Annotated in this window: 16 protein-coding genes; 7 read left to right on the forward strand and 9 right to left on the reverse strand. The window is 72.4% G+C overall.

What is annotated here, in order from left to right:
* Positions 1-96 precede the first annotated feature (96 nt).
* The 8 genes from FHR37_RS31330 to FHR37_RS07145 all read right to left on the reverse strand — a co-directional run bounded on the left by FHR37_RS31330 (position 97) and on the right by FHR37_RS07145 (position 12,235).
* Entirely contained in the window at positions 97-1,596 is a 1,500-nt protein-coding gene (locus FHR37_RS31330) for a CehA/McbA family metallohydrolase (protein ID WP_092882908.1), read from the reverse strand.
* Positions 1,597-1,709: 113 nt separating this feature from the next.
* Entirely contained in the window at positions 1,710-4,685 is a 2,976-nt protein-coding gene (locus FHR37_RS07115; protein WP_139238899.1) for an ATP-binding protein, read from the reverse strand.
* A gap of 13 nt (positions 4,686-4,698) precedes the next feature.
* Positions 4,699-6,489 carry a hypothetical protein gene (locus tag FHR37_RS07120; RefSeq protein WP_092882906.1) on the reverse strand — a complete coding sequence of 597 codons (1,791 nt, stop codon included), beginning with the start codon at positions 6,487-6,489 and terminating at the stop codon, positions 4,699-4,701.
* On the reverse strand, positions 6,489-8,015 hold the full coding sequence (locus FHR37_RS07125; protein WP_139238898.1) for an ABC transporter substrate-binding protein: 1,527 nt from the start codon (positions 8,013-8,015) through the stop codon (positions 6,489-6,491). Before FHR37_RS07125 ends, FHR37_RS07120 begins: the two co-directional genes overlap by 1 nt.
* A complete protein-coding gene (locus tag FHR37_RS07130) occupies positions 8,008-8,745 on the reverse strand; it encodes an ATP-binding cassette domain-containing protein (protein WP_092882904.1) in 738 nt (245 codons plus the stop codon). The genes FHR37_RS07125 and FHR37_RS07130 overlap by 8 nt, the downstream gene beginning before the upstream one ends.
* Before the next feature lie 101 nt (positions 8,746-8,846).
* Entirely contained in the window at positions 8,847-10,313 is a 1,467-nt protein-coding gene (locus FHR37_RS07135; RefSeq protein ID WP_092882903.1) for a M81 family metallopeptidase, read from the reverse strand.
* Positions 10,314-10,368: 55 nt separating this feature from the next.
* Positions 10,369-11,244 (reverse strand): amidohydrolase family protein, encoded by an 876-nt coding sequence (locus FHR37_RS07140; protein WP_092882902.1) that lies wholly within the window; start codon positions 11,242-11,244, stop codon positions 10,369-10,371.
* The gene (locus tag FHR37_RS07145) at positions 11,234-12,235 is read right to left on the reverse strand and encodes an aldo/keto reductase (RefSeq protein WP_092882901.1); all 1,002 of its coding nucleotides are present in this window, start codon (positions 12,233-12,235) and stop codon (positions 11,234-11,236) included. Before FHR37_RS07145 ends, FHR37_RS07140 begins: the two co-directional genes overlap by 11 nt.
* Positions 12,236-12,482: 247 nt before the next feature.
* Between FHR37_RS07145 and FHR37_RS07150 the strand changes: the two genes are divergently transcribed.
* Positions 12,483-13,802 (forward strand): enolase C-terminal domain-like protein, encoded by a 1,320-nt coding sequence (locus tag FHR37_RS07150; protein WP_092882900.1) that lies wholly within the window; start codon positions 12,483-12,485, stop codon positions 13,800-13,802.
* An 80-nt stretch (positions 13,803-13,882) separates the two neighbouring features.
* On the opposite strand, the gene FHR37_RS07155 is transcribed toward FHR37_RS07150, so the two are convergent.
* Positions 13,883-14,473 carry a hypothetical protein gene (locus tag FHR37_RS07155; protein ID WP_092882899.1) on the reverse strand — a complete coding sequence of 197 codons (591 nt, stop codon included), beginning with the start codon at positions 14,471-14,473 and terminating at the stop codon, positions 13,883-13,885.
* A gap of 60 nt (positions 14,474-14,533) precedes the next feature.
* On the opposite strand from FHR37_RS07155, the gene FHR37_RS07160 reads away from it, so the two are divergent.
* The 6 genes from FHR37_RS07160 to FHR37_RS07185 all read left to right on the forward strand — a co-directional run bounded on the left by FHR37_RS07160 (position 14,534) and on the right by FHR37_RS07185 (position 20,503).
* The gene (locus FHR37_RS07160; protein WP_139238897.1) at positions 14,534-14,782 is read left to right on the forward strand and encodes a hypothetical protein; all 249 of its coding nucleotides are present in this window, start codon (positions 14,534-14,536) and stop codon (positions 14,780-14,782) included.
* 42 nt (positions 14,783-14,824) lie between these two features.
* Entirely contained in the window at positions 14,825-15,826 is a 1,002-nt protein-coding gene (locus FHR37_RS07165; RefSeq protein WP_092882897.1) for a carbohydrate kinase family protein, read from the forward strand.
* Between the two features lie 247 nt (positions 15,827-16,073).
* On the forward strand, positions 16,074-16,883 hold the full coding sequence (gene ctaC / locus FHR37_RS07170; RefSeq protein WP_237768718.1) for an aa3-type cytochrome oxidase subunit II: 810 nt from the start codon (positions 16,074-16,076) through the stop codon (positions 16,881-16,883).
* Entirely contained in the window at positions 16,880-18,658 is a 1,779-nt protein-coding gene (gene ctaD, locus FHR37_RS07175; RefSeq protein ID WP_092882896.1) for an aa3-type cytochrome oxidase subunit I, read from the forward strand. Before ctaC ends, ctaD begins: the two co-directional genes overlap by 4 nt.
* Positions 18,655-19,050 (forward strand): cytochrome c oxidase subunit 4, encoded by a 396-nt coding sequence (locus FHR37_RS07180; RefSeq protein WP_092882895.1) that lies wholly within the window; start codon positions 18,655-18,657, stop codon positions 19,048-19,050. Before ctaD ends, FHR37_RS07180 begins: the two co-directional genes overlap by 4 nt.
* Positions 19,051-19,303: 253 nt before the next feature.
* Positions 19,304-20,503 (forward strand): L,D-transpeptidase, encoded by a 1,200-nt coding sequence (locus tag FHR37_RS07185; protein WP_092882894.1) that lies wholly within the window; start codon positions 19,304-19,306, stop codon positions 20,501-20,503.
* Positions 20,504-20,515: the final 12 nt, after the last annotated feature.

Consider the following 20,515-nt stretch of genomic DNA (forward strand, 5'->3'; position numbering starts at 1 on the left):
GCCACGTTCGGTGGGTCGGCGTAGCTGACGGCTGTCAAAGCACGAGACGGCTCCGCCGGTACGGACCTCAGGCCCGTACCGACGGGGCCGTTTCTGTCAGCTGTTTCCCGTCTCCGCGTCCAGGAAGATCGGGTTGGTGAACGCCGCCATGCCCTCGAAGACGGCCGGCTGCGCAGAGGTGTGGCGTACCTCCGCACGGACGTACTTCGACACCGCGGCGGTGGTGGTCCAGGCGACCCGGCCGGTGTCGTCCGGCAGGGGGAGTTCGGCCAGGGTGCCCACGTCGGAGACGAACCGGACGAATCCGTTCTCGACCCCGCGTACCGTCACCGCGAGTTCCACCGGTACCTCCGGCCCGGCCGGCAGCCGCTCGCCGATCCCGGCGGTCCGCCCGGCGGCACTCGCGTCGAACGTCACCTCCACCGTGGCCGACTCCGCGACGTAGCTGCGGCCCGCGCGCACGCCGGCCAGGATCGCGTCCCGGGTCAGGTCCTCCGCCCACACCACCGTCTGCCCCAGGCCCACCGCGTCGTCGTGGGCGTGGGTGTCACTGCTGCCGACGGCCGGCAGCCAGCGTCCGCCGGCACCGCCCGCGACCAGGGCCGCGTCCCACTGCCGTAGCGAGACCTCGTCGTCGGGTGTCCAGGGGCCGTTCCAGACCTCCACCGCGTCCACCTCGGCGAAGCCGAACTTCCAGGCACAGCCGACGTACGGGCAGAACGGGTGCGCCGCGATCGCCAGTCCGCCGAACCCGTGCAGCGTCTCCACCACGCGGGGGAGCACGCCGTCGACGGCCCGGAACCGCCAGTCGACCCAGGTGCCCGCCGGCAGGCCCGCCACCACCAGGTGGCCGTTGCGGGTGGTCACCTCCTCGCCGTTCACGACCAGCAGGTCGTCCGGCACGTGGTGCCCCCAGATGCCGTGCGCCGAGGTCGTGTTGTGCTCGGTGGAGACGAGGAAGTCCAGGCCGGCCGACCGTGCGGCGGTGATGAGTTCGGCCGGTTCGCGTACGCCGTCGGAGTGGACGGTGTGCGTGTGCAGGTCGCCGCGGTACCACGCCGGCCCACGACCGGCGGCCCGCTGCGGGGCGGGGTTCGGGACGAACGGCTCCCCTTGGTCGCCGGTGCGCGCCGTCACCTCGACCCGGTAGGTGAGGCCCTGCGGCGCGACGGTGTAGGGGGCGATCGCGATGTGCCAGGTGCCGGGCTGGATCGGTCCGGGCAGGTAGCCGGGGGTCGCGTCGGAGGCGGACAGGACGAAGCCGTCGCGTGCGCCGCCGGACCAGCCGCGGAACCCGGCCGGGTCCTCGACGCGGTGCCCGCGCGGGTCGAAGACGCCGAGGTCGAGCGCGTTGCCGGGCACCCCGGAGGGCGTGGCCGGCCGGTCGTAGTCGTAGCCGACCGCGAGCTCGGCCACGCCGGGCGGTACGTCGACCGGCAGGTAGACCCAGTCCGGCGCACCGGGCTCCAGCCGGCCCGAGAGGACCTGGGTGAGGAAGTCGTCCCGTTGAGGGGTCGCGGGATCGGGCGCTGGGTCCGGGGCGTGCGGGATTTCCGAGGCGTCCGGAGTTTCCGGGGTTTCCGGGGAGAAGGTCACGGCACCGAGTATGGCCGGGCGTCCCCGTCGGCGGGTGCGGTGCCGGGACCGGCCTCGTGCCGGTGTTCACTCGGGCGGTGGGGTCCGGCGGTCGGGCTGGAGTTCGGGAGGGTTCAGGACGTACGGCGGCCGAATCCGGCGAGGAACCTGCCGATCCGGGTGGCCGGTGCGGCGTCCGGCCCAGGCCGCGAGGGCTGCGCATCGGCGGGGAGCTCCTCCGGCCCGGACGGCGACCCGGCCCCACCGCGGCGGGCGTGCCGGCGGGCCAGCGTGAGGTACTCCTCGGCCACGGCGGTCGGGGGCCCGCTGCGCAGGCGCCGGCTGCGTTCCAGCCAGGCCTGCGCCTGTCGTGCCGCGGCCACCTCGTCGTGCGGGCGGCGACGTTCCTCCAGCAACAGCCCGGTCAACTCGGGTGCGACCAGCACCGCCGAGCCCAGGTGTTGCAGGCATCGGGCCTGGCCGGCCGTGTCGGCGATCTGGCGGAACCCGGTCAGCGCGCGCTGCCAGCGGACGACCGCCGCGGGGGAGCGGCCCTGCATCCAGGCGGCGACGCCGCGGAGTTCGTGCGTGTACGCCAGCCCGCTCGGGTCGGCGGTGTCGACGGCCCGGACCTCGGCCAGGTCAAGCCGGTCCAGTGCCCGGCCGGGCAGCCCCTGGCGCAGATGGACCTCCGCCATCGTCAGCAGCGTGGTCACCTCGCCGGACACGTCCCGGACCGGCAGAGCGGCCCAGCACAGGTTGAGCTCCTGCTCGGCGTCCCGCAGTCGTACGCCCGCGGCGGTCGGATCGTCGGCGGCGGCGGCCAGCGCCAACTGCTGCAGGGCGGTCTCGTGGTGCCGGCGGGCCTGCAGCGCGGAGGCGTACCTGCGGTGGCGAACCGGCAGCGGGGTGTGCGCGGCCCGCTCGAGCTCGGCCTCGGCCTCGGCCAGCCGTCCCTCCTGGCGCAGGGTGGCGGCTTGCCGGATCCGCGCGAGCTGGGCGAGGTCGGGCCGGCGAGACTGCCGGAGTACGCGGACGAACTCCACCGGCTGCCCGGCCGGGTTGCCGGGCCGTCCGGTCCGGGCGCGCCAGCGGTCCAGGGCGTCGGCGAGGGTGCAGAGGTCGTCGACCAGCCCGGCGCCCGATCCGTCGCGGGGTCCGGGTCCGGACCCCGCGCCCAGGCCCGCGCCGAGTCCGCGCCCGAGGAACCACGGGCCGGCTCCTGGCGTCGATCCCGCGCCGAGCTCGGGGCTCTCCTCGCGTGGGGCGCCGGCCAGCAGGGCGTTCAGCAGCGGCTCGGTCGTCTGGAACCACCGGGCCGCCGCCGCGGCGCCGCGGGCGGAGTCCAGCGCTCGCATCCAGGTGCGGGCCAGGGTGGCGTAGTGGCGTACCAGCGCCTGCCGGGCCACGGCCGCGCCCGCCGCGCCCTCGGCGGTGGTCCCCGGTGCGCGGATCACCGTCCGGATCTCGTCCGGCAGGCGGTACCTCCCGGCCGCGGTCTCCCGGACGAGCCGACGGTCGCGCAGCTCGGCGACCGGATCGGGTGCCGGATCGGGCCGGCCGCCCGGCAGCAGGTCCTCGCCGCGTTCCAGGATGTCGATCAGGTCGTCCAGGCTGCCGCGTACCGCCTCGATCGCCTCCACCGTCAGCTCGGTGACCGAGAGCTCGGCCAGCGCCCCCAGCAGCAGCCTGGCCCGCCGGGACAGGCTGCCCCCGGTGCGTTCCAGGATCACCGTCCAGACGAGCTCCATCCCGGGCCGGCCCGCTGAGCCGTCGAGCGCGCGGAGCAGTTCGTCCGGCGTCCACGGTCCGCCCAGGCGGGTGTACTCGCGGGCGAGGTCGTGCGCCGCCTTGGGCAGGCCGCCGCAGCGGGGGAGTACGCCGTCCAGCCAGCCACCGGGCGGGACACTCGGCCCGCCCGCGGCCTCCCAGACCGCACGGAGAGTCTCGGTGCCCACCGGCGCCAGCGTCACCACCTCGTACGATCGTCCGCCCGATCTGTCGCCGTCGCCATCGCTGCCGGGCTCGGTGCGCTCGCCGTCGCCGGCCGGCCCTGCGGAATCCTCGGGTCGGCAGGTCGGGCCAGGCCGGTCCGGCCGGTCCTCCTGCCTCGTCCGCAGCGGCTCGACCGGCTCGAGCGGCTCGAACAGCTCGGCCAGTCCCGGCCGCCCGACTACGAGCAGCCGGGGTTCGCGCGGCCGTGCGAACAACACCGGCGCCAGCCACTCCAGCTGGCTGGTCGCGGTGAGGTTGTCCAGCACCAGCAGCACCCGGCGTTCGGTGAGTACGCCGTGCAACCGGCGGGCCGCCTCCGGCAGGTCGGCGTCCGACGTCGGCGCGGTCAGCCCGAACGCCGGCAGCAGGTGGCTGGCCAGCGTCAGCGGGCTGTCCGGCTCCCATGCCCATCCCCGCAGGTCGAACGGCGCGACCTGGCCGGCCCTGATCGTGCCCGGCTCGAGGAGGGCGTGCACGACACCGGCGGCCACCGCCGAGGTGCCGGTGCCGGGCTCGCCGACGATCGCGGCGACACCGTGCTCACGGAGTACGCGGACACCGTGCGCGACGGCGGCTTCCCGGTCGTCCAGCACCGGCTCGGCCCGATGCCAGGCCGGGCGGATCGGCGTACCCGGGGCGACCAGCGCCGGCTCCGTCGCCCGGCCGGCCGCCTGCGCGCGGCGCCGCTCCAGCACCCGGAGGACCACGGCGACCAGCACCACGCCGACGAGCACCAGCACCAGTCCAACCCGGACCGCGCCGTTGAGGTCGGTGCCGAGGGGGCTGGTGTTCCACACGTCGGTGAGGACGTTCACCGCCACGCCGCTGAGCAGTGCCAGGGCGATCGCGCTGGTGCTGCGCAGGAGAAGGTGCAGCGGACCCGAACGTGGCCGGCGCAGCACCCACGGCTCCGGGCCGCCGAGGTCGGTGACGTCGGCCGGGGCGGCGCGTTCGGGGTGCCGCACCGTGCCCGGCTGGTACCCGTGACCCGACGGTGCACTGCCCGGCCGCCGGCTCGGTCCGCCGGACGCGGGGCCGGACACGGTGCCGGCTGCGGCGCCGGCCGCTGGGGGAGCGCTCGGTGGCCGGTTGCCGTCCACCGGTGGCGTACTCATCGCGGCACCCCGCTCATCGCAGCACCCCGCCGGTGAGGCCGGGCACGACCCAGCGCCGCCAGGTCAGCAGCAGCAGGATCGCCGGCACCGCCGCGGAGACGACGGCCGCCGCGGCGACCGGGCCGGTCGAGGTGGCGAACTGCCGGGCCTCGCCCCACAACACCAGGGTGAGCGGGCTGGCGCCCGGGCCGCTGACGAGGAAGCTCACGATGAAGTCGTCCCACACGAGTACGAACTCCAGCACCGCCACCGCCACCATCGCCGGCCCGGTGGTACGCCAGACGCGGGTCGCCCCGGTGCGGTAGCCGGTCAACCCGCCGAGCGCGTCGGCGTAGCGGCCCTCGCTGCCCGCGGACAGCGCCGCCCGCAGCAGCAGGATCGCGAACGGCAGCCCGGCCGCGGCGTGCATCAGGACCAGCGGCAGGCGCGAGCCGCTCAGGCCGATCGCGGTGAACGCCTGGCGCAGCGGACCGACGTACATCTGCACCGGCAGCACCGCCAGGACGGCGAGCACGGCCAGGACGACGGTGAGGGCGCGGCCCCGTACGACACCGGCGGCCAGCGCGTGCGCGGGTACGACCGCGACGCTGACCACGAGCAGCGCGGAGCCGGTGGCCACGCCGAGGGTGCCGAGCAGCGCTCCGGGCAGTCCGGCGTTCCAGACCTCCGCCAGCGACGCGAGGCTGAGCAGGTGGCTCGCCGGCTGCCACCAGCCGAGCATGCCGGCGTCGGCCGGTGCGCGGATCGCGGTCGCGAGGAGTACGAACAACGGGAACGCCCACAGCAGACCGACCACGATCCCGACCATGCCGCTCAGCCACGGGACGCGGCGCCGCCAGCCGGCCAGCAACTGCCGTCGCCACCATGGCGGAGGCGGCTGGGGCACGCCGTGCGGGATGCGCATCCCCTTACGGGCGCCCAGCGCGGCGGCGGCCACCACGGCGAGCAGGACCAGTGCGATCGCGGCGGGCTGGCCCTGCTCGGTGGCCGACGTGGTGAGCCGCCACCAGCGCACCGACACCACGTCCACCTCGTCCTGCATCGGCACCGGCACCACGATCAGCACCAGGTCGAAGATCCGGGCGGCGGCGACGAGGAGGGTGAGGACGACGACCGCGGTGACCGGCCGGAGCATCCGCCACTGCAGCCGCCACACACCGTCCAGCCGACCGGTCGGTCCCTGCACCCGGGCGCGGCGGATGAGCTCGGGCGGGATCGCTTCCAGACCGGCCCGGAACAACGAGACCACGAAGCCGAGCCAGGTCCAGGCGAACGCCGACACCAGCACCCACCAGACCCACCACGGGCCGAGCCAGACCGGGCTGCCGCCGAAGAGGTACGTCAGCAGGGCGGTGGCGGTGCCGCGTTCGGGCGCGGGGTCGAAGATGATCCGGAACGCCGCACCGGAGGCCAGCGCGGACAGCCCGAACGGCAACATCAGCACGTTGACGAAGACCACCGACCAGCGGCCCAGCCGGCGGCTGAGCAGCGCGATCCAGAAGCCGACCAGCACCAGGACCAGCGCCACCACCAGCCAGCCGATGGTGTTGAGGAACGCCCTCCGGGAGTCCCGATCGGTGAACACCTGGGCGAGGTGCCCGAAGTGCAGCCAGCGCGGCGACCCGAGCGCCGAGCCCGCGGTGAGGAGTGTCGGCACCACCAGCAGCGCGACGAGGAGTGCGGCGGCCACGACGATCAGGGCGGCGTACAGCCCGGCGAACCCGCGGCCGCCCGGGACGAGCGGGCCGGACATCGGCCGGCTGGTGACCTCCAGCCGCAGGCCGCGGTGACTGCGGATCACCATCAGCCGCCCCCGGTTACGACGCCGGTGTCCCGGGACGGGCTGCCGGGGCCGTCGCCGCCGGTGCCACCGTCGTTGCCGTCGCCGGTGCCGGTGCCGTTGCCGGCGGACGCCCGCTCCCGTTCCTCGGCCAGCCGCATCCGGGTGACGAACCGCCCGATCGCCGCCTCCACGGTTCGGCCCGCGCCGCCGTCCGGCTCGGGCGCCACGTCGGCGAGGAAGTCCTTCAGCGCCCGCCACATGCCCTCTCGCGACCCGACCGCGCCGAGCTGGTCGGACAGGTCGAAGTGGAAGGCGCCGGTGCGCAGCTCGTTCGCGAGGGCGGCGGACTGCGGGGAGTAGGACGTGAGGGGCGTGTCGTGGTCCGCGGCGATGAAGCCGCCCGTGCTCGCGATCCACGGACGCGGAGCGAGCGGGTGGGCGAGCCGGCGGAGCAGGTCCACCGCCTCCGGACCGGCCGGCCGGGTGAGCACCATCACGTCGCCACCGGCGACCAGCGGAGCGGGCACGCCGGGTGACATCCGTGGGAAGCGGAACACCCCGACGCTCGCCCGTTCGCCGGCGGTGAACCGGCGTACGTACGGCTCGGCGTAGTCGGCCACGACCACCATCGCGGCCCGGCGGTAGGCGAACACCTCCAACACCGACTCGGGGAACTGCCGGACCAGCGACCCGGTCACGCCGCCGGCCAGCGTCCCGGCCGGACCCCACAGGTCGGCCAGCCGGCGCAGGGACGTGCGCACGGGTGCGCTGCCCCACAGGGCCGGCCGGTGCGCGGGGTCGCCGGCCAGGCGTTCGTACGTCGACGGGGAGGTGCCGAGCAGGACGTTCTCGAAGAAGTCGGTGAGCGACCACCCGTCCGCCACGCCCAGGGCGAGGGGACGAATGCCGGCCGACCGCAGGGTCTGGTTGAGCCGCAGCCACTGGGCCCACGTGCTCGGCGGCCGCAGGTGGAGGCGGCGGAAGAGGTCGCGGTCGTACCAGACGGCCGACTTGTTCGACATCTTGAACGGCAGAGCGTACGGCCGGGGGCGCTCGGCATGGGGTCCGCTCGCCCGCGGGTCGGCGGCGAACAACAGCGACCGCCACACCGGCGCGTAGCGATCGGCAGGCCCGGGGGACCCGGCGGACCCCGCGGACCCGGCGGATCGCGTGGGGGAGCCCGGCCACAGGTCGGTGGGGATCGGCGCGAGCGTGTCGAGGTGGCGGCGCAGCTCACCCGGCAGCGGCAGCATCACGAGGTCCAGCCGCCCCGCGCCGCGCGCCGCCGGCGCGGTCCCGATGTCGTCCCCGAACGGCACCGGCGTCACGTCGTAGGTCATCGGCCCGAAGCCGGGCAGGTGGTTCAGCCCGGCGAGCACGCTGCGGAACGCCGCCAGCTCACCCGCGCTCCAGCTCACCGCGACCCGCACGGTGGGCCGCTCCCCGAGGACGGTGGACACACCGCAACCGGTCGCGGCACCCGCCAGCGGAGTGAGGGCGGCCACGCGCAGCAGGGCTCGCCGCGTCGGCGCGCGGGACTCAGGCATGGCCACTGCCGCGGTCGGTGTCCGGGGGCGTGCTTCCACCGACCGGCTCGCCGGGCTGTACGCCTATCGGGTCGGGGTCGAGCAGCCTGGTGCGGGCCGGGTCGGTGGTGAGCACCAGCCCGGCCACGTCGGCGAACAGCCGCCTCGGCCCGGGCCCGCCCGTCGGGTCCAGCCGCAGGCGTTCGAACTCCAGCGCCGCGTCCCACGTGGGCAGGTCGGGGGAGTCCTCCACCACCAGCGCGCACGGCCGCCAGCACAGCGCCATCGCGAACCCCGCGAGCTGACGCTGGCCGACGGTGAGGTGTTCGGGGTAGCGGCCCAGCAGCCGTCGCAACCCCAGCCGGGTCGCGGTCTCCCGGGCCTGCGCGGCCGCCCTCCGGCGGGGCACCCGCACAGCAGGGCAGCTCGCGCGGGTGAGGTTCTGCTGCAGGGTCAGCCCGGGCTCGAGCCCGCCCGAGGCCGGGACGTACCGCACCCGGCACTGGTCGTCGTTACCGGCGCGGTGCCGGCGGCGCCGGTGGTGGTCGTCGGGTTGCTCCAGGACGTTCACGCCGTCGGCCAGCACCCGGCCGCCGGCCGGTGCCGCGAGCCCGAGAACCACCTCGAGCAGGTCGCGCACCGACTCCTGGTCACGTACGACGGCGGCGCGGACGGTGCCGGCGGGCACGGTCAACGACCAGGACGTGCACACGCCCTCGACGCTGAGGTCGTCCAGTCGCAATCCGGCCATGCCGCTCCCCGTGCCGACAGCCAGCCCACCAAAGACAGGTAGACCACCTTAGGGTCCGTGTCCCGCGAGAAAACCCTAGATGATCATGCTCGACCGGTTGCCTACCCGAAGATCACCGGCGTCAGGTCGGGGTCGGCGAAATCGGCGTCCAGCGGGTGCACCGGACGTACGACGTGCTGGTGGTCCAGCCGGAGCAGGTCCTGGTCGACGCCGCCGGGGGTGAGCGCCAGCACCCAGCCCTTGGCGGCCTGGTAGAGGTCGGGCTGGAGGTACCCGATCTTCACGGCGGTCAGGTCGTGGTCGGCCGGCTCCAGCCCGAGCGCCTGCAGGTGGGCGACGTAGTGGAACGGCTTGCGCCTGCTGGTGAGCACCGCGGACACTCCGCCGGAACGCACCACCGCGATGTCGCCGCCCACCTGGTCCTCGCGGGTGACGTGGGTGACCTCGCCGCTCATCGCCACCGGCTCGCCGCCGCCGAAGACGCCGCCGACCTCGACGTCGACCCGCGCGCCGACTCCCGCGTCCACGCAGGTGCGTACGGCGTCGGGGGCGACGCAACTGGCCCAGATCGCGGTGCGGTCACCGGAGGCCAGGGCGGGGGTGGCCAGCAGGTGGCCGAGCAGCCAGGCGACGTCGTTGGATCCGCCCGCGGTGGGGTTGTCGCCGGAGTCGCTGACGAAGAACGGCCGCCGGCCGGACTCGAACGCCTGCGCCACGCACCAGCCGGCCGGTCCGGCCGGTGCACAGAACTCGAAGTCGTGCCGGGCGTCCCACCAGGCCCGGGCGATCCGCTCGGCCTGGGTGCCGACCACGTCGTGGTCGGTGCCGTACACGACCACGGTCGCCGCCGAGCGCGGCTCGTCCGCCCAGGCGTACCCCACCCACAACGAGGCGTCCATGACGCCGTCCAGGCGTTCGGCCTCCTCGACCGAGGCGTAGACCGACCGCGCGGGCTCCACCCGGGTGCTGGTCATCTCGCCCGGGAGCAGCACCGGGACCCGCACCCACGCCCGCACCGGCCGGATCTCCTCGACCAGGCAGCGGACGAGGTTGCGTACCGCCCGCTCGCGCGTCTCGACGTAGTCCACGTGCGGAGCCGTGCGGTAGGCCGTGAGCAGGTCGACGGTCTCGGCGAGGTCCTCCGACACCTGCCCGTGCAGGTCCATCGACGCCGAGACCACGCAGTCCGAACCGACCAGGGAGCGGATCCGGTGCGCCAGCGCGGCCTCCGCGTCCCGCCGCCCCTCGACCGCCATCGCGCCGTGGATGTCGAAGTAGAACCCGTGCAGCTCGCCCTCGTCCAGCGCGGCCCGCAGCCGCTCCAGGATCTCCGCCTCGATCTGGTCGTACACCTCCGGCAGTACCTGACCGCCCGGCAGCGCGGACGCCTGCAGCAGCGGGACGAACTCCACCTCGGGGTGCTCGGGCAGCCGCCAGCCGGTCAGGAACGGGTAGCGGTCGGCGAGCTCCTCGCCCCGGACGACGCGGAAGTCGGCCAGGCCGGTGCGGTGGGTGGTGAAGGTGCTCGACTCGGTGGACATGCCGGCGATGGCGATGCGGTAGGTCATGCCGGAGGTTCTACACCAGGGCGGCGACAATCCCGTTTCCGGAGTCCGGCGTGGGTCACTCCAGCGCGTACACCCGGCGGGCGGTGCCGCCGAACACGCCGGCGCGTTCAGTCGGCGTCAGGTGCGCCGTCAGCTCCCGGGCGGCCGCCACCCAGTCGGCGTACGACGAGGCCAGCAGGCACACCGGCCAGTCCGAGCCGAACATCACCCGGTCCGGGCCGAACGCCTCCAGCACCACGTCGACGTAAGGACGCAGGGCGGCGACGTCCCAGGACGCCCGGTCGGCCTCGGTCACCAGCCCGGACAGCTTGCAGGTGACGTTGGGGTACGCGGCGAGGCGGCGGATCTGCCCGGCCCACGGCTCGAGCCGGCCCCGGGCGATCTCCGGCTTGGAGCAGTGGTCGAGGACGAACGCCGCGTCCGGAAGCGCCCGCACCGTCTCCACCGCCGCCGGCAGCTGCACCGGGATCGTGAGCAGCTCGTAGCGCAGCCCGGCGCCGGCCACAGCGGCGAGGCCGCGCCGCACGTCGGGCCGGCACAGCCAGGCCGGGTCGTCCTCGCCCTGCACCCCGTGCCGGATGGCCCGCAGGAACCGCCCGCCCGGCGCGGCTGCCAGCTCGGCGAGGTCGTCGGCAACGGAGTCCGCGGTGAGGTTGACCCAGCCGGTCACCGCACCCACGAGGTCGCTGTCGTCGGCGAGGGCGAGGAAGTCCCGCGTCTCGTCGACGTCGGGCACCGTCTGCACCAGCACCGTCCGGGTCACCCCGGCCGCCTTCGCGTGCGGCGCGAGGTCGGACAGGTGGAACGTCCGGTCGATCGGGGCCATCTCCGGCCCCTCGATCCACGGCTCCGGACGTACGGAAAGATCCCAGACGTGGTGGTGGGCGTCCACGCCGCCGGGCTCGGCCGCGGCGCCGGCGTCAGGCGCCATACCGCTTCACTCCCGCGTCGGCGAGGTCGTCCCACAACGCGCCGGGGATGTCGTACTCCATCATCGCGAGGTTCTCCTCCAGCTCGGCCACGCTGCGCGCGCCGGTGAGGACGGTCGCCACCGCCGGATGCCACAGCGGGAACTGGATCGCCGCCGCCTTGAGGGGTACGCCGTGCCGCTCGCAGATCCCGGCCAGCTCCAGTGCCCGGGCGATCAGGTGCTCCGGCGCCTCCGCGTAGTTGTACGTCGCGCCCGGGCGGGGGTCGGCCAGCAGGCCGGAGTTGTAGACGCCGCCGATCACGATCGAGGTGTCCCGCTCCAGGCAGGCCGGCAGCAGGTCCTCGGCTCCGGGCTGCTCCAGCAGCGTGTACCGCCCGGCCAGCAGGACCGCGTCGACGTCGGTCTCGCGGACGAACCGGGTCGGGATGCGGGACTGGTTCATGCCCACGCCGATCGCGCGCACGACGCCCTGGTCGCGCAGCTCGCGGACCGCGGGGTAGGCGACCGTGAGGGCCTCCTCCTCGTGGTCGTCGGGGTCGTGGATGTAGAGGACGTCCACCCGGTCCAGGCCGAGGCGTTCCAGGCTCTCGGTCACCGAACGGAGGATGCCGTCGCGGGTGTAGTCGAACGTCGCCTCCGACGGCGGCGCGTCGGCGTACCCGTTGGCGTTCGGCCCGCCGCCGGCCTCACCGCCGTCCGCACCCTCGACGGGCACGATCAGCCGGCCGACCTTGGAGGACAGGACGTACTCGGAACGGCCGATTCCGGACAGCGCGGTGCCCACCCGGCGCTCGGCGGTCCCGTGGCCGTACAGAGGAGCGGTGTCGAGGTAGTTGAGGCCGGCGTCCAGCGCGGCCTTCACCACCGCGGCCGCGGTCTCGTCGGCGACGGAGGTGAACAGCCCGCCGAGAGGGGCGGTTCCCAGCCCCAGCGTGGTGACCTCGACGTCGCTCGTGCCGAGCCGGTGGCGCTGCGTGGCCCGCTTGCCCATGCTTGCCTCGTTTCGCGTTGCTTCGCACACGGCGGGGCGTGGCGTACGGTCCGGCGGCCGCTCGCCCCGATCGGTCGTCCGGCCCCGCCCGGCCACGTGGCAAGCTGACTCCGGATCCTAGTGGTCGTCTGACGATTCGGCTGGTCGCGCGGGCGGCCGTCTCCGGTAGCCGCGAACACCCTTCCGGCCGAGGTCGCGCGTCGGCAGGTCCCGTAGAAGCCCAGATCATCCAGAACGAGGAGACCCGGTGGCGAAACTGGTCGCGGTCGACGTACACGACGTGCGGTTCCCGACGTCCCGCGAGCTGCACGGCTCCGACGCCATGAACCCCGACCCCGACTACTCCGCGGCGTACGTCGTCCTGCGTACCAGCGATGGACCTGACGGACACGGCTTCGCGTTCACCATCGGCCGGGGCAACGAGGTGCAGTGCGCGGCGATCCGGGCGCTCGCCCCGGCCCTGGTCGGCCGGGACGTCGAGGAGATCTGCGCCGACCTCGGCCGGGTCTACTTCGACCTGGTGGACGACTCGCAGTTTCGCTGGCTCGGCCCCGAGAAGGGCCTGATGCACATGGCGATCGGCGCGGTCGTCAACGCCGTCTGGGACCTCGCCGGCCGGCGCGCGGGCCTGCCGGTGTGGAAACTGCTCGCGGACCTGACGCCGGAGCAGATCGTCGGCCTGGTCGACTGGCGCTACCTTCGCGACGCGCTCACCCCGGAGGAGGCGCTCGACCTGCTCCGGGCGGCCGAACCCGGCCGCGCCGCCCGCGAGGAACGCCTTCGTACGCACGGACTCAAGGCGTACACCACCACGCCGGGCTGGCTCGGGTACGACGACGAGACGGTCGACCGGCTGTCCCGGCAGGCCGTCGCGGACGGGTTCGGGCAGATCAAGCTGAAGGTGGGCCGGGACGTCGACGACGACCGGCGCCGGCTCGGTGTGGCCCGCCGGGCGGTCGGCCCGGACGTCCGGATCGCCGTGGACGCCAACCAGTGCTGGGACGTCGCGGAGGCGGTCCGCTGGGTGGACCGGTTGCGTGACTTCGACCTGTGGTGGGTGGAGGAGCCGACCTCACCCGACGACGTGCTCGGCCACGCCGCGATCCGGCGGGGGATCGCGCCGATCCGGGTGGCGACCGGTGAGCACGCCCAGAACCGCGTCATCGTCAAGCAGCTGTTGCAGGCGGGCGCGATCGACGTCCTGCAGCCGGACGCGGCCCGGGTCGGCGGGGTGAACGAGAACATCGCGATCCTGCTGCTGGCCGCGAAGTTCGGTGTGCCCGTGTGCCCGCACGCCGGGGGCGTCGGCCTGTGCGAACTCGTGCAGCACCTGGCGATGTTCGACGAGGTGGCCGTCGCGGGGCACCGGCCGGACCGGGTGGTGGAGTACGTCGACCACCTGCACGAGCACTTCGCCGACCCGGTACGGATCGTGGCCGGCGCCTACGCCGCGCCGACCGCGCCCGGCATGTCGGCGGAGCTGCTCCCGTCCACGCTCGCCGACTACCGCTACCCGGACGGTCCGGTGTGGGCGGGCTCGCCGGAACCGGCCGGCACGGTGGGATAGGGACCGTGGGACAGGGACCCGTGGGATAGGGACCCGTGGGATAGGGACCCGTGGGATAGGGACCCGTGGGATAGGAGTCGTCAGCCGCGCAGCTTGACCACCCGGCCGGAGGACCCGTCGACCAGCGGCCGGTCACCGACCGGCGTGTCCAGGTGGACGTCGACGGCGTCCTCCTTGATCACCTGGGCGCAGATCACGTCGCTCTTTCCGGGTGGGTCGCGGTGCAGCTTCACCACCACGGCGTCCGGGCGTTCGGTCACCTCGGCGCGGCGCAGGCCCGGCGAGCACGGCGTCGGCAGGGTGTAGTGCACCTTCAGCGTTCGTGCGGAGGGCGTGCCGTCGACGGCGTCCACCCGGATCAGCGGCTGCCAGGTGTCGCCGGGCGGATGCGCCGGTGGCATGCCGGGTTTGCCCGGGCCCTTGCCGCCCGGCGTACCGCTCGGGCTGGGGGAGGAGGTCGGCATGGCCGATTTCGTGGCCGAGGCGGTGGGCGACGGCGTGGGCGAGGCCGCCTGGTCGCCGGACTCGACGGCCGTACCGGCTCCGCACGAGGTGAGCAGGGCGAGTACGGCCAACGCGGCCAGGGTGGCCGGTGCACGGGCGGTGCCGGATGTGCGTACGCCGCGGAAAGTGCGGGTGGAGCGGGCGGAACCCGCGGACAGAGACCTCATGTGTTCCCCCGGGGACGTCGAGTTTGCCTGGCTTCGCCGGCGTACCGGCGAGGACCGGTGGTGCCGGACGACCACGGTGGAGCCGCGACCGGGGCGAACACCTGCCCGCCCGATGGACGCGGTCCCGCCGCCGCCGGTTCCGGTCGCCGGCTGGGCACGGGCCATCCGCACCGCCTCCGGAGCGCCGAGCGGACCGAGGGAGCCGAGGTGGCCGAGGCGGCCGAGGGGGAGGCGTGCGGGGAGACGGCCGGCCCGACCGGACTCGCCGGGACGAGCCCGGCGCCGACCGGGCCGGGCTGGGTATGGTGAGCTGCCGGTTCGCCGTCCGACCATTCCTAAGGGGAATTCTTCGTGCCAATCGCGGTTACCGGGTCGATCGCCACCGACCACCTCATGACGTTCGGCGGCAAGTTCCGCGACTCGCTCGTGGTCGACCAGCTGGACAAGATCTCGGTGTCCTTCCTCGCCGACGACCTCGAGGTGCGCCGGGGTGGCGTCGCCGCCAACATCGCGTTCGGCATGGCCTGCCTCGGCCTGGACCCGGTCCTCGTCGGCGCGGTCGGCCACGACTTCGCCGACTACCGTTCGTGGCTGGAGCGACACGGCGTCGACTGCGGCTCGGTGCACACCAGTGACGAACACCACACCGCGAGATTCGTGTGTACGACCGACTCCTCGCACGCCCAGATCGCCACGTTCTACCCCGGCGCGATGAGCGAGGCCAGGAAGATCGAGCTCGCACCGGTCGCCGATCGCGTCGGCGGGCTCGACCTGGTGGTGGTCGGCGCCAACGACCCCGAGGCGATGCGCCGGCACACCGACGAGTGCCGTGACCGCGGCTACGCGTTCGCCGCCGACCCCTCCCAGCAGCTGGCCTGGTCCGACGGCGAGCTGATCCGGGAGCTGATCGACGGCGCCACGTACTTCCTCTCCAACGAGTACGAATCCGCGCTGACCGAGCAGAAGACCGGCTGGAACACCGAGGAGATCCTGACCAGGGTCGGCGTGGTCGTCACCACGCTCGGCTCGGAGGGTGTCCGCATCCACCGCAAGGGCGAGGCGCCCATCCACGTGGGGGTCGCACCTGTGCGGGGCCTGGTCGACCCCACCGGCGTGGGCGACGGCTTCCGTGCCGGTTTCCTGGCCTCGGTCGGCTGGGGGCTCGACCTCGAGCGCGCCGCCCAGGTCGGCTGCCTGCTCGCGGCGCACGTGATCGAGACCGTCGGCCCGCAGGAGTACCACCTCACCCGGGAGACCTTCCTCGGCCGGCTCGCCGAGGCGTACGGCGACGACGCCGCGGCCGACGTCGAGCCCATGCTCACCCGCGTCCAGGAGAAGATCACCGGCTCCTGAGCGCACCGTCCACCCGCCGGACGGGCGCGGCGCCGTGCACCCTGAGCGGACCGTCCGTCCGCCGGGAGGGGCGTCGCGGTGCGTACAAGTCCTGCGAGTAGGGTTTCTGTCGCTGATACGAGGTTGCGCCGCTGTGCACCCGGTGGGTCTGTGTAGTCGCCGGTGCGGAGGGTCTGAGGGAGAAAGGCATCCCGTGAGGTCGAACGCTGGCGAACGCGCTCCGCGCCCGATTCTGCGCAGGGCGTCCGTGGCGTCGCTCGTAGGCATCGCACTGCTGGTGGTGAGTGGATGCTCCACCGAGCAGCTCGACACCTGGAAGCGGGGCGGCATGCCCCCGCCGGCGAGTGACCGGGCCACCCACACCCTGAGTCTGTGGCAGGGCGCCTGGATCGCCGCGCTCGCGGTCGGCGTGCTGGTCTGGGGGCTGATCATCTGGGCGGTGATCGCCTACCGCCGCCGGGACGACTCCGTTCCGCCGCAGGTCCGTTACCACCTGCCGATCGAGATCCTCTACTCCGCGGTCCCGTTCGTGATCATCGCGGTGCTGTTCTTCTTCACCGTGCGCGACCAGAACGCCATCCTCAAGGTCGACAAGAACGAGCCGCCGGCCACCGTCGTCAACGTCGTCGGCCAGCAGTGGAGCTGGACGTTCAACTACGAGAACGCTCCCGGCGTCGGCACGGTGTGGGAGACGGGGAACCCCGAGCACCTCCCGACGCTCTACCTTCCCGTGGGCAAGAAGGTCGGTTTCAAGCTCAACTCACCCGATGTGGTGCACTCCTTCTTCATCCCGGCGTTCCTGTTCAAGATGGACGTCTTCCCGGGCAAGACCAACTACTTCGAGCTGACCCCCACCAAGGAGGGTGAGTTCGCCGGCAAGTGCGCCGAGCTCTGCGGTGTCTACCACTCCCGGATGCTGTTCACCGTGCACGTGGTGAGCCAGGAGAAGTACGACGCGCACCTGCGCCAGCTCAAGGCCAAGGGCCAGACGGGCCTGAACCTCGGCGGCGCGGCTACACGCACCCAGCAGGGTCTGCAGGTGGAGGGAACCAAGTGACGATTCTCAGTGAGCGCCGGCAGGCGTCCGACTTCCCGACCGAGCCGGTACGCACCCGCAGTACGGGCGCGAAGATCGTGTCGTGGATGACCACGACCGACCACAAGGTGATCGGCCACCTCTACCTCGTCACGTCGTTCGCGTTCTTCCTGGTCGCCGGTCTGATGGCGCTGATCATGCGGTCCGAGCTGGCCCGCCCCGGCATGCAGATCCTCGGCAAGACCAACGGCGAACTCATCTACAACCAGCTGTTCACCATGCACGGCACGATCATGCTGCTGCTGTTCGCGACGCCGCTGTTCGTCGGGTTCGCCAACGTGATCATGCCGTTGCAGATCGGCGCGCCGGACGTCGCGTTCCCGCGGATGAACATGCTCAGCTACTGGATGTTCCTGTTCGGTGGCCTGATCGTGATGGCGTCGTTCCTGACGCCCTCCGGTGCCCCGGACTTCGGCTGGACGGCGTACACCCCGCTGTCGGACGCCGTGCGGACCCCCGGCGTCGGCGGCGACCTGTGGGTGATGGGCCTCTACATCGCCGGTCTGGGAACGATCCTCGGCTCGGTCAACTTCGTCACCACGATCTTCTGCATGCGGGCGCCCGGCATGACGATGTTCCGGATGCCGATCTTCACCTGGAACGTCCTGGTGACCAGCGTCCTCGCGCTGATCGCGTTCCCGATCCTCGCCGGTGCGCTCCTGATGCTGGAGGCCGACCGGCAGTTTGGTGCGCACGTGTTCGACCCGGCCAACGGAGGCGCAGGTCCGCTGCTGTGGCAGCACCTGTTCTGGTTCTTCGGCCACCCCGAGGTCTACATCATCGCGCTGCCGTTCTTCGGGATCATCACCGAGATCATCCCGGTGTTCAGCCGCAAGCCGCTGTTCGGGTACGTCGGCATGGTGCTGGCCACGATGGGGATCGCCGCCCTCTCGGTCGCGGTGTGGGCGCACCACATGTTCGTGACGGGCATGGTCGATCTGCCGTTCTTCTCGTTCATGACGTTCCTCATCGCGGTGCCGACCGGGATGAAGTTCTTCAACTGGATCGGCTCGATGTGGCGCGGCTCGATCAGCTTCGACACCCCGATGCTGTGGGCGATCGGCTTCCTGGTGACGTTCCTGTTCGGTGGGCTCACCGGCGTGATCCTCGCCGCGCCGCCGCTGGACTTCCACGTCAGCGACACCTACTTCGTGGTCGCCCACTTCCACTACGTCGTGTTCGGCACCGTGGTGTTCGCGATGTTCGCGGGCTTCTACTTCTGGTGGCCGAAGATGACCGGCCGGATGCTGAACGAAACTCTCGGGAAGGTTCACTTCTGGACGCTGTTCTTCGGCTTCCACCTGACCTTCCTGGTGCAGCACTGGCTGGGCGTGGAGGGCATGCCCCGCCGGTACGCCGACTACCCGGTCGAGGACGGCTTCGCCACGCTGAACACCGTCTCCACCATCGGCGCCTTCCTTCTCGGGATGTCCACGTTGCCGTTTCTGCTCAACGTGATCATGTCCTGGAAGTCGCCGAAGGTCGGCGTCGACGACCCGTGGGGCTGGGGCCGTTCGCTGGAGTGGGCCACCTCGTCCCCTCCGCCGCGGCACAACTTCACCTCGATCCCGCGGATCCGTTCGGAAAGCCCGGCGTTCGACGTCCACCACCCCGAGATCGCGCTGCTCGAACTCGCGCAGAACGATCCGCACGGTGTCGCCGACATGCCTGAGCAGAGCGGCCGCGACAGTCAACTCCACTCCAGCTCGCAGCAGAACCGGAAGGACCGCTCGTGAAGGCCGAGGGATACATCTTCGCGATCCTGACCGGATTCTTCGTGCTCGTCACGCCCATCTACTGGTTTCTGTCCCACGACCCGACGGGGACCAGCGCGCTGGTGATGACCACGTTGCTCGCCGCCCTGGTGGCGTTCTACGTGCTCCTCACGGCCCGACGGGTGGGCCCGCGCCCGGAGGACCGCAAGGACGCCGAGATCGCGGAGGGGGCCGGCGAACTCGGCTTCTTCAGCCCGCACAGCTGGTGGCCGCTGGCCTGCGCGGCGTCCTTGTCGGTGGTCGTCCTGGGCATCGTCTTCGGTTGGTGGCTCTTCATCATCGGTGCCGCGGTGGGCGCGGTGTCCGTGCTCGGCATGGTCTTCGAGTACTACCGCGGGGAGCACGCGCACTGATCGACGCTCGCTGAATGCGGGTCGGCTCACACCCACCCGTCGGCGTCCTGGAAGCGAGGGGCCGGTCCACAGGGACCGGCCCCTCGTTCTGTGTTCGGTTGATCCGGTTCAGTATCCTTTACCAGGACACGCCTACTCATGTGCAACTTCCCGGGGGATCGAGACGTCTTCCACCCGGAGGTCCCTGCAGGGGGGATCGACCTGCTTGAGTAGGACCGCCGGGACGGGAGCATTCATGGGGAATCGGGGGCGCATGCGGTCAACGGTGCGTAAAGCAGGGGTGCTGGCAGCGATGCTGGCAATAGTGCTGGTGGTCGGTTGTCAGTCGCAGTCCACGGGGAATCCGATCGAGGCCAACGCCAATCCGGGCGACCGGTCGGCGGCGACTCCCAAGAAGACGGCAGCACCGGCGAAGGTCGCGCTTTCGGCGAAGGAGTCGGCGAAGGTGGCACTCACCGATCCGGTGAAGGTCTCCGTCAGTGGCGGAAAGCTCGACGAGGTGACGGTCACCAGCGAGGGCGTCGACGACCTCCAGGGATCGATGAACGCCGCCAGGACGCTCTGGACCGCCAAGGCCGGCGCGCTTCTGCCGGGCAGAACCTACAAGGTCGAGGCGATCGCCAAGAACTCCGAAGGGCGGCCGACAGGCCTCCACCAGAGCTTCACCACGGCACCGCCGGCCAAGGTGCTGGGCACCGACGTCACCCCGCTGAACGGCTACAACGTCGGCGTGGGGATGCCGGTCATCGTGAAGTTCAGCGAGCCTGTCGAAAACCGTGCCGCGGCGCAGAAGCGGCTGGTGCTGGAGACGTCCAAGCCGGTCGAGGGCGCCTGGCACTGGTTCAGCGACTCCGAGGTTCACTACCGTCCGAGGACCTACTGGCCCGCGCACACCAACGTGACACTGAAGGTCAACACCAAGGACTTCGACGCCGGCAACGGGGCCTGGGGAATCAAGGACAAGGTCCGCCGCTTCAGCATCACCAACTCGGTGGTCACCAAGGTCGACCTCGACCGCACCCACACCGCGAAGGTCTACGTCGACGGCAAGTTGGCCCGCACGATCGACGTGACCGGCGGAAAGAAGGGCTGGCGGACCCGCAACGGCACGAAGGTGATTCTGGAGAAGCGGGAGAACGTCCTCTTCAAGAACGAGGCCATCGGCGAGAAGGAGCACTACCGGCTGACCGGACGGTGGGCGCTCCGGCTGACCTGGAGTGGTGAGTTCCTGCACACCGCCACCTGGTCGACCGCCTCACAGGGCCACGCCAATACCAGCCATGGCTGCGTGGGCATGAGCACGCGTGACTCCGACTGGCTGTGGCACGTGGCCCACGTCGGTGACCCGGTGGAGGTGTCCAGCAAGCACGGCTCCCCGATGCAGACCACCGGCAACGGGTACGGCGACTGGAACATGTCCTGGAGCGACTGGAAGGCCGGCAGCGCGCTGTAGGTGAGCGAGGCC

It is taken from the genome of Actinopolymorpha cephalotaxi (genome assembly GCF_013408535.1).
Taxonomy (GTDB): domain Bacteria; phylum Actinomycetota; class Actinomycetes; order Propionibacteriales; family Actinopolymorphaceae; genus Actinopolymorpha; species Actinopolymorpha cephalotaxi.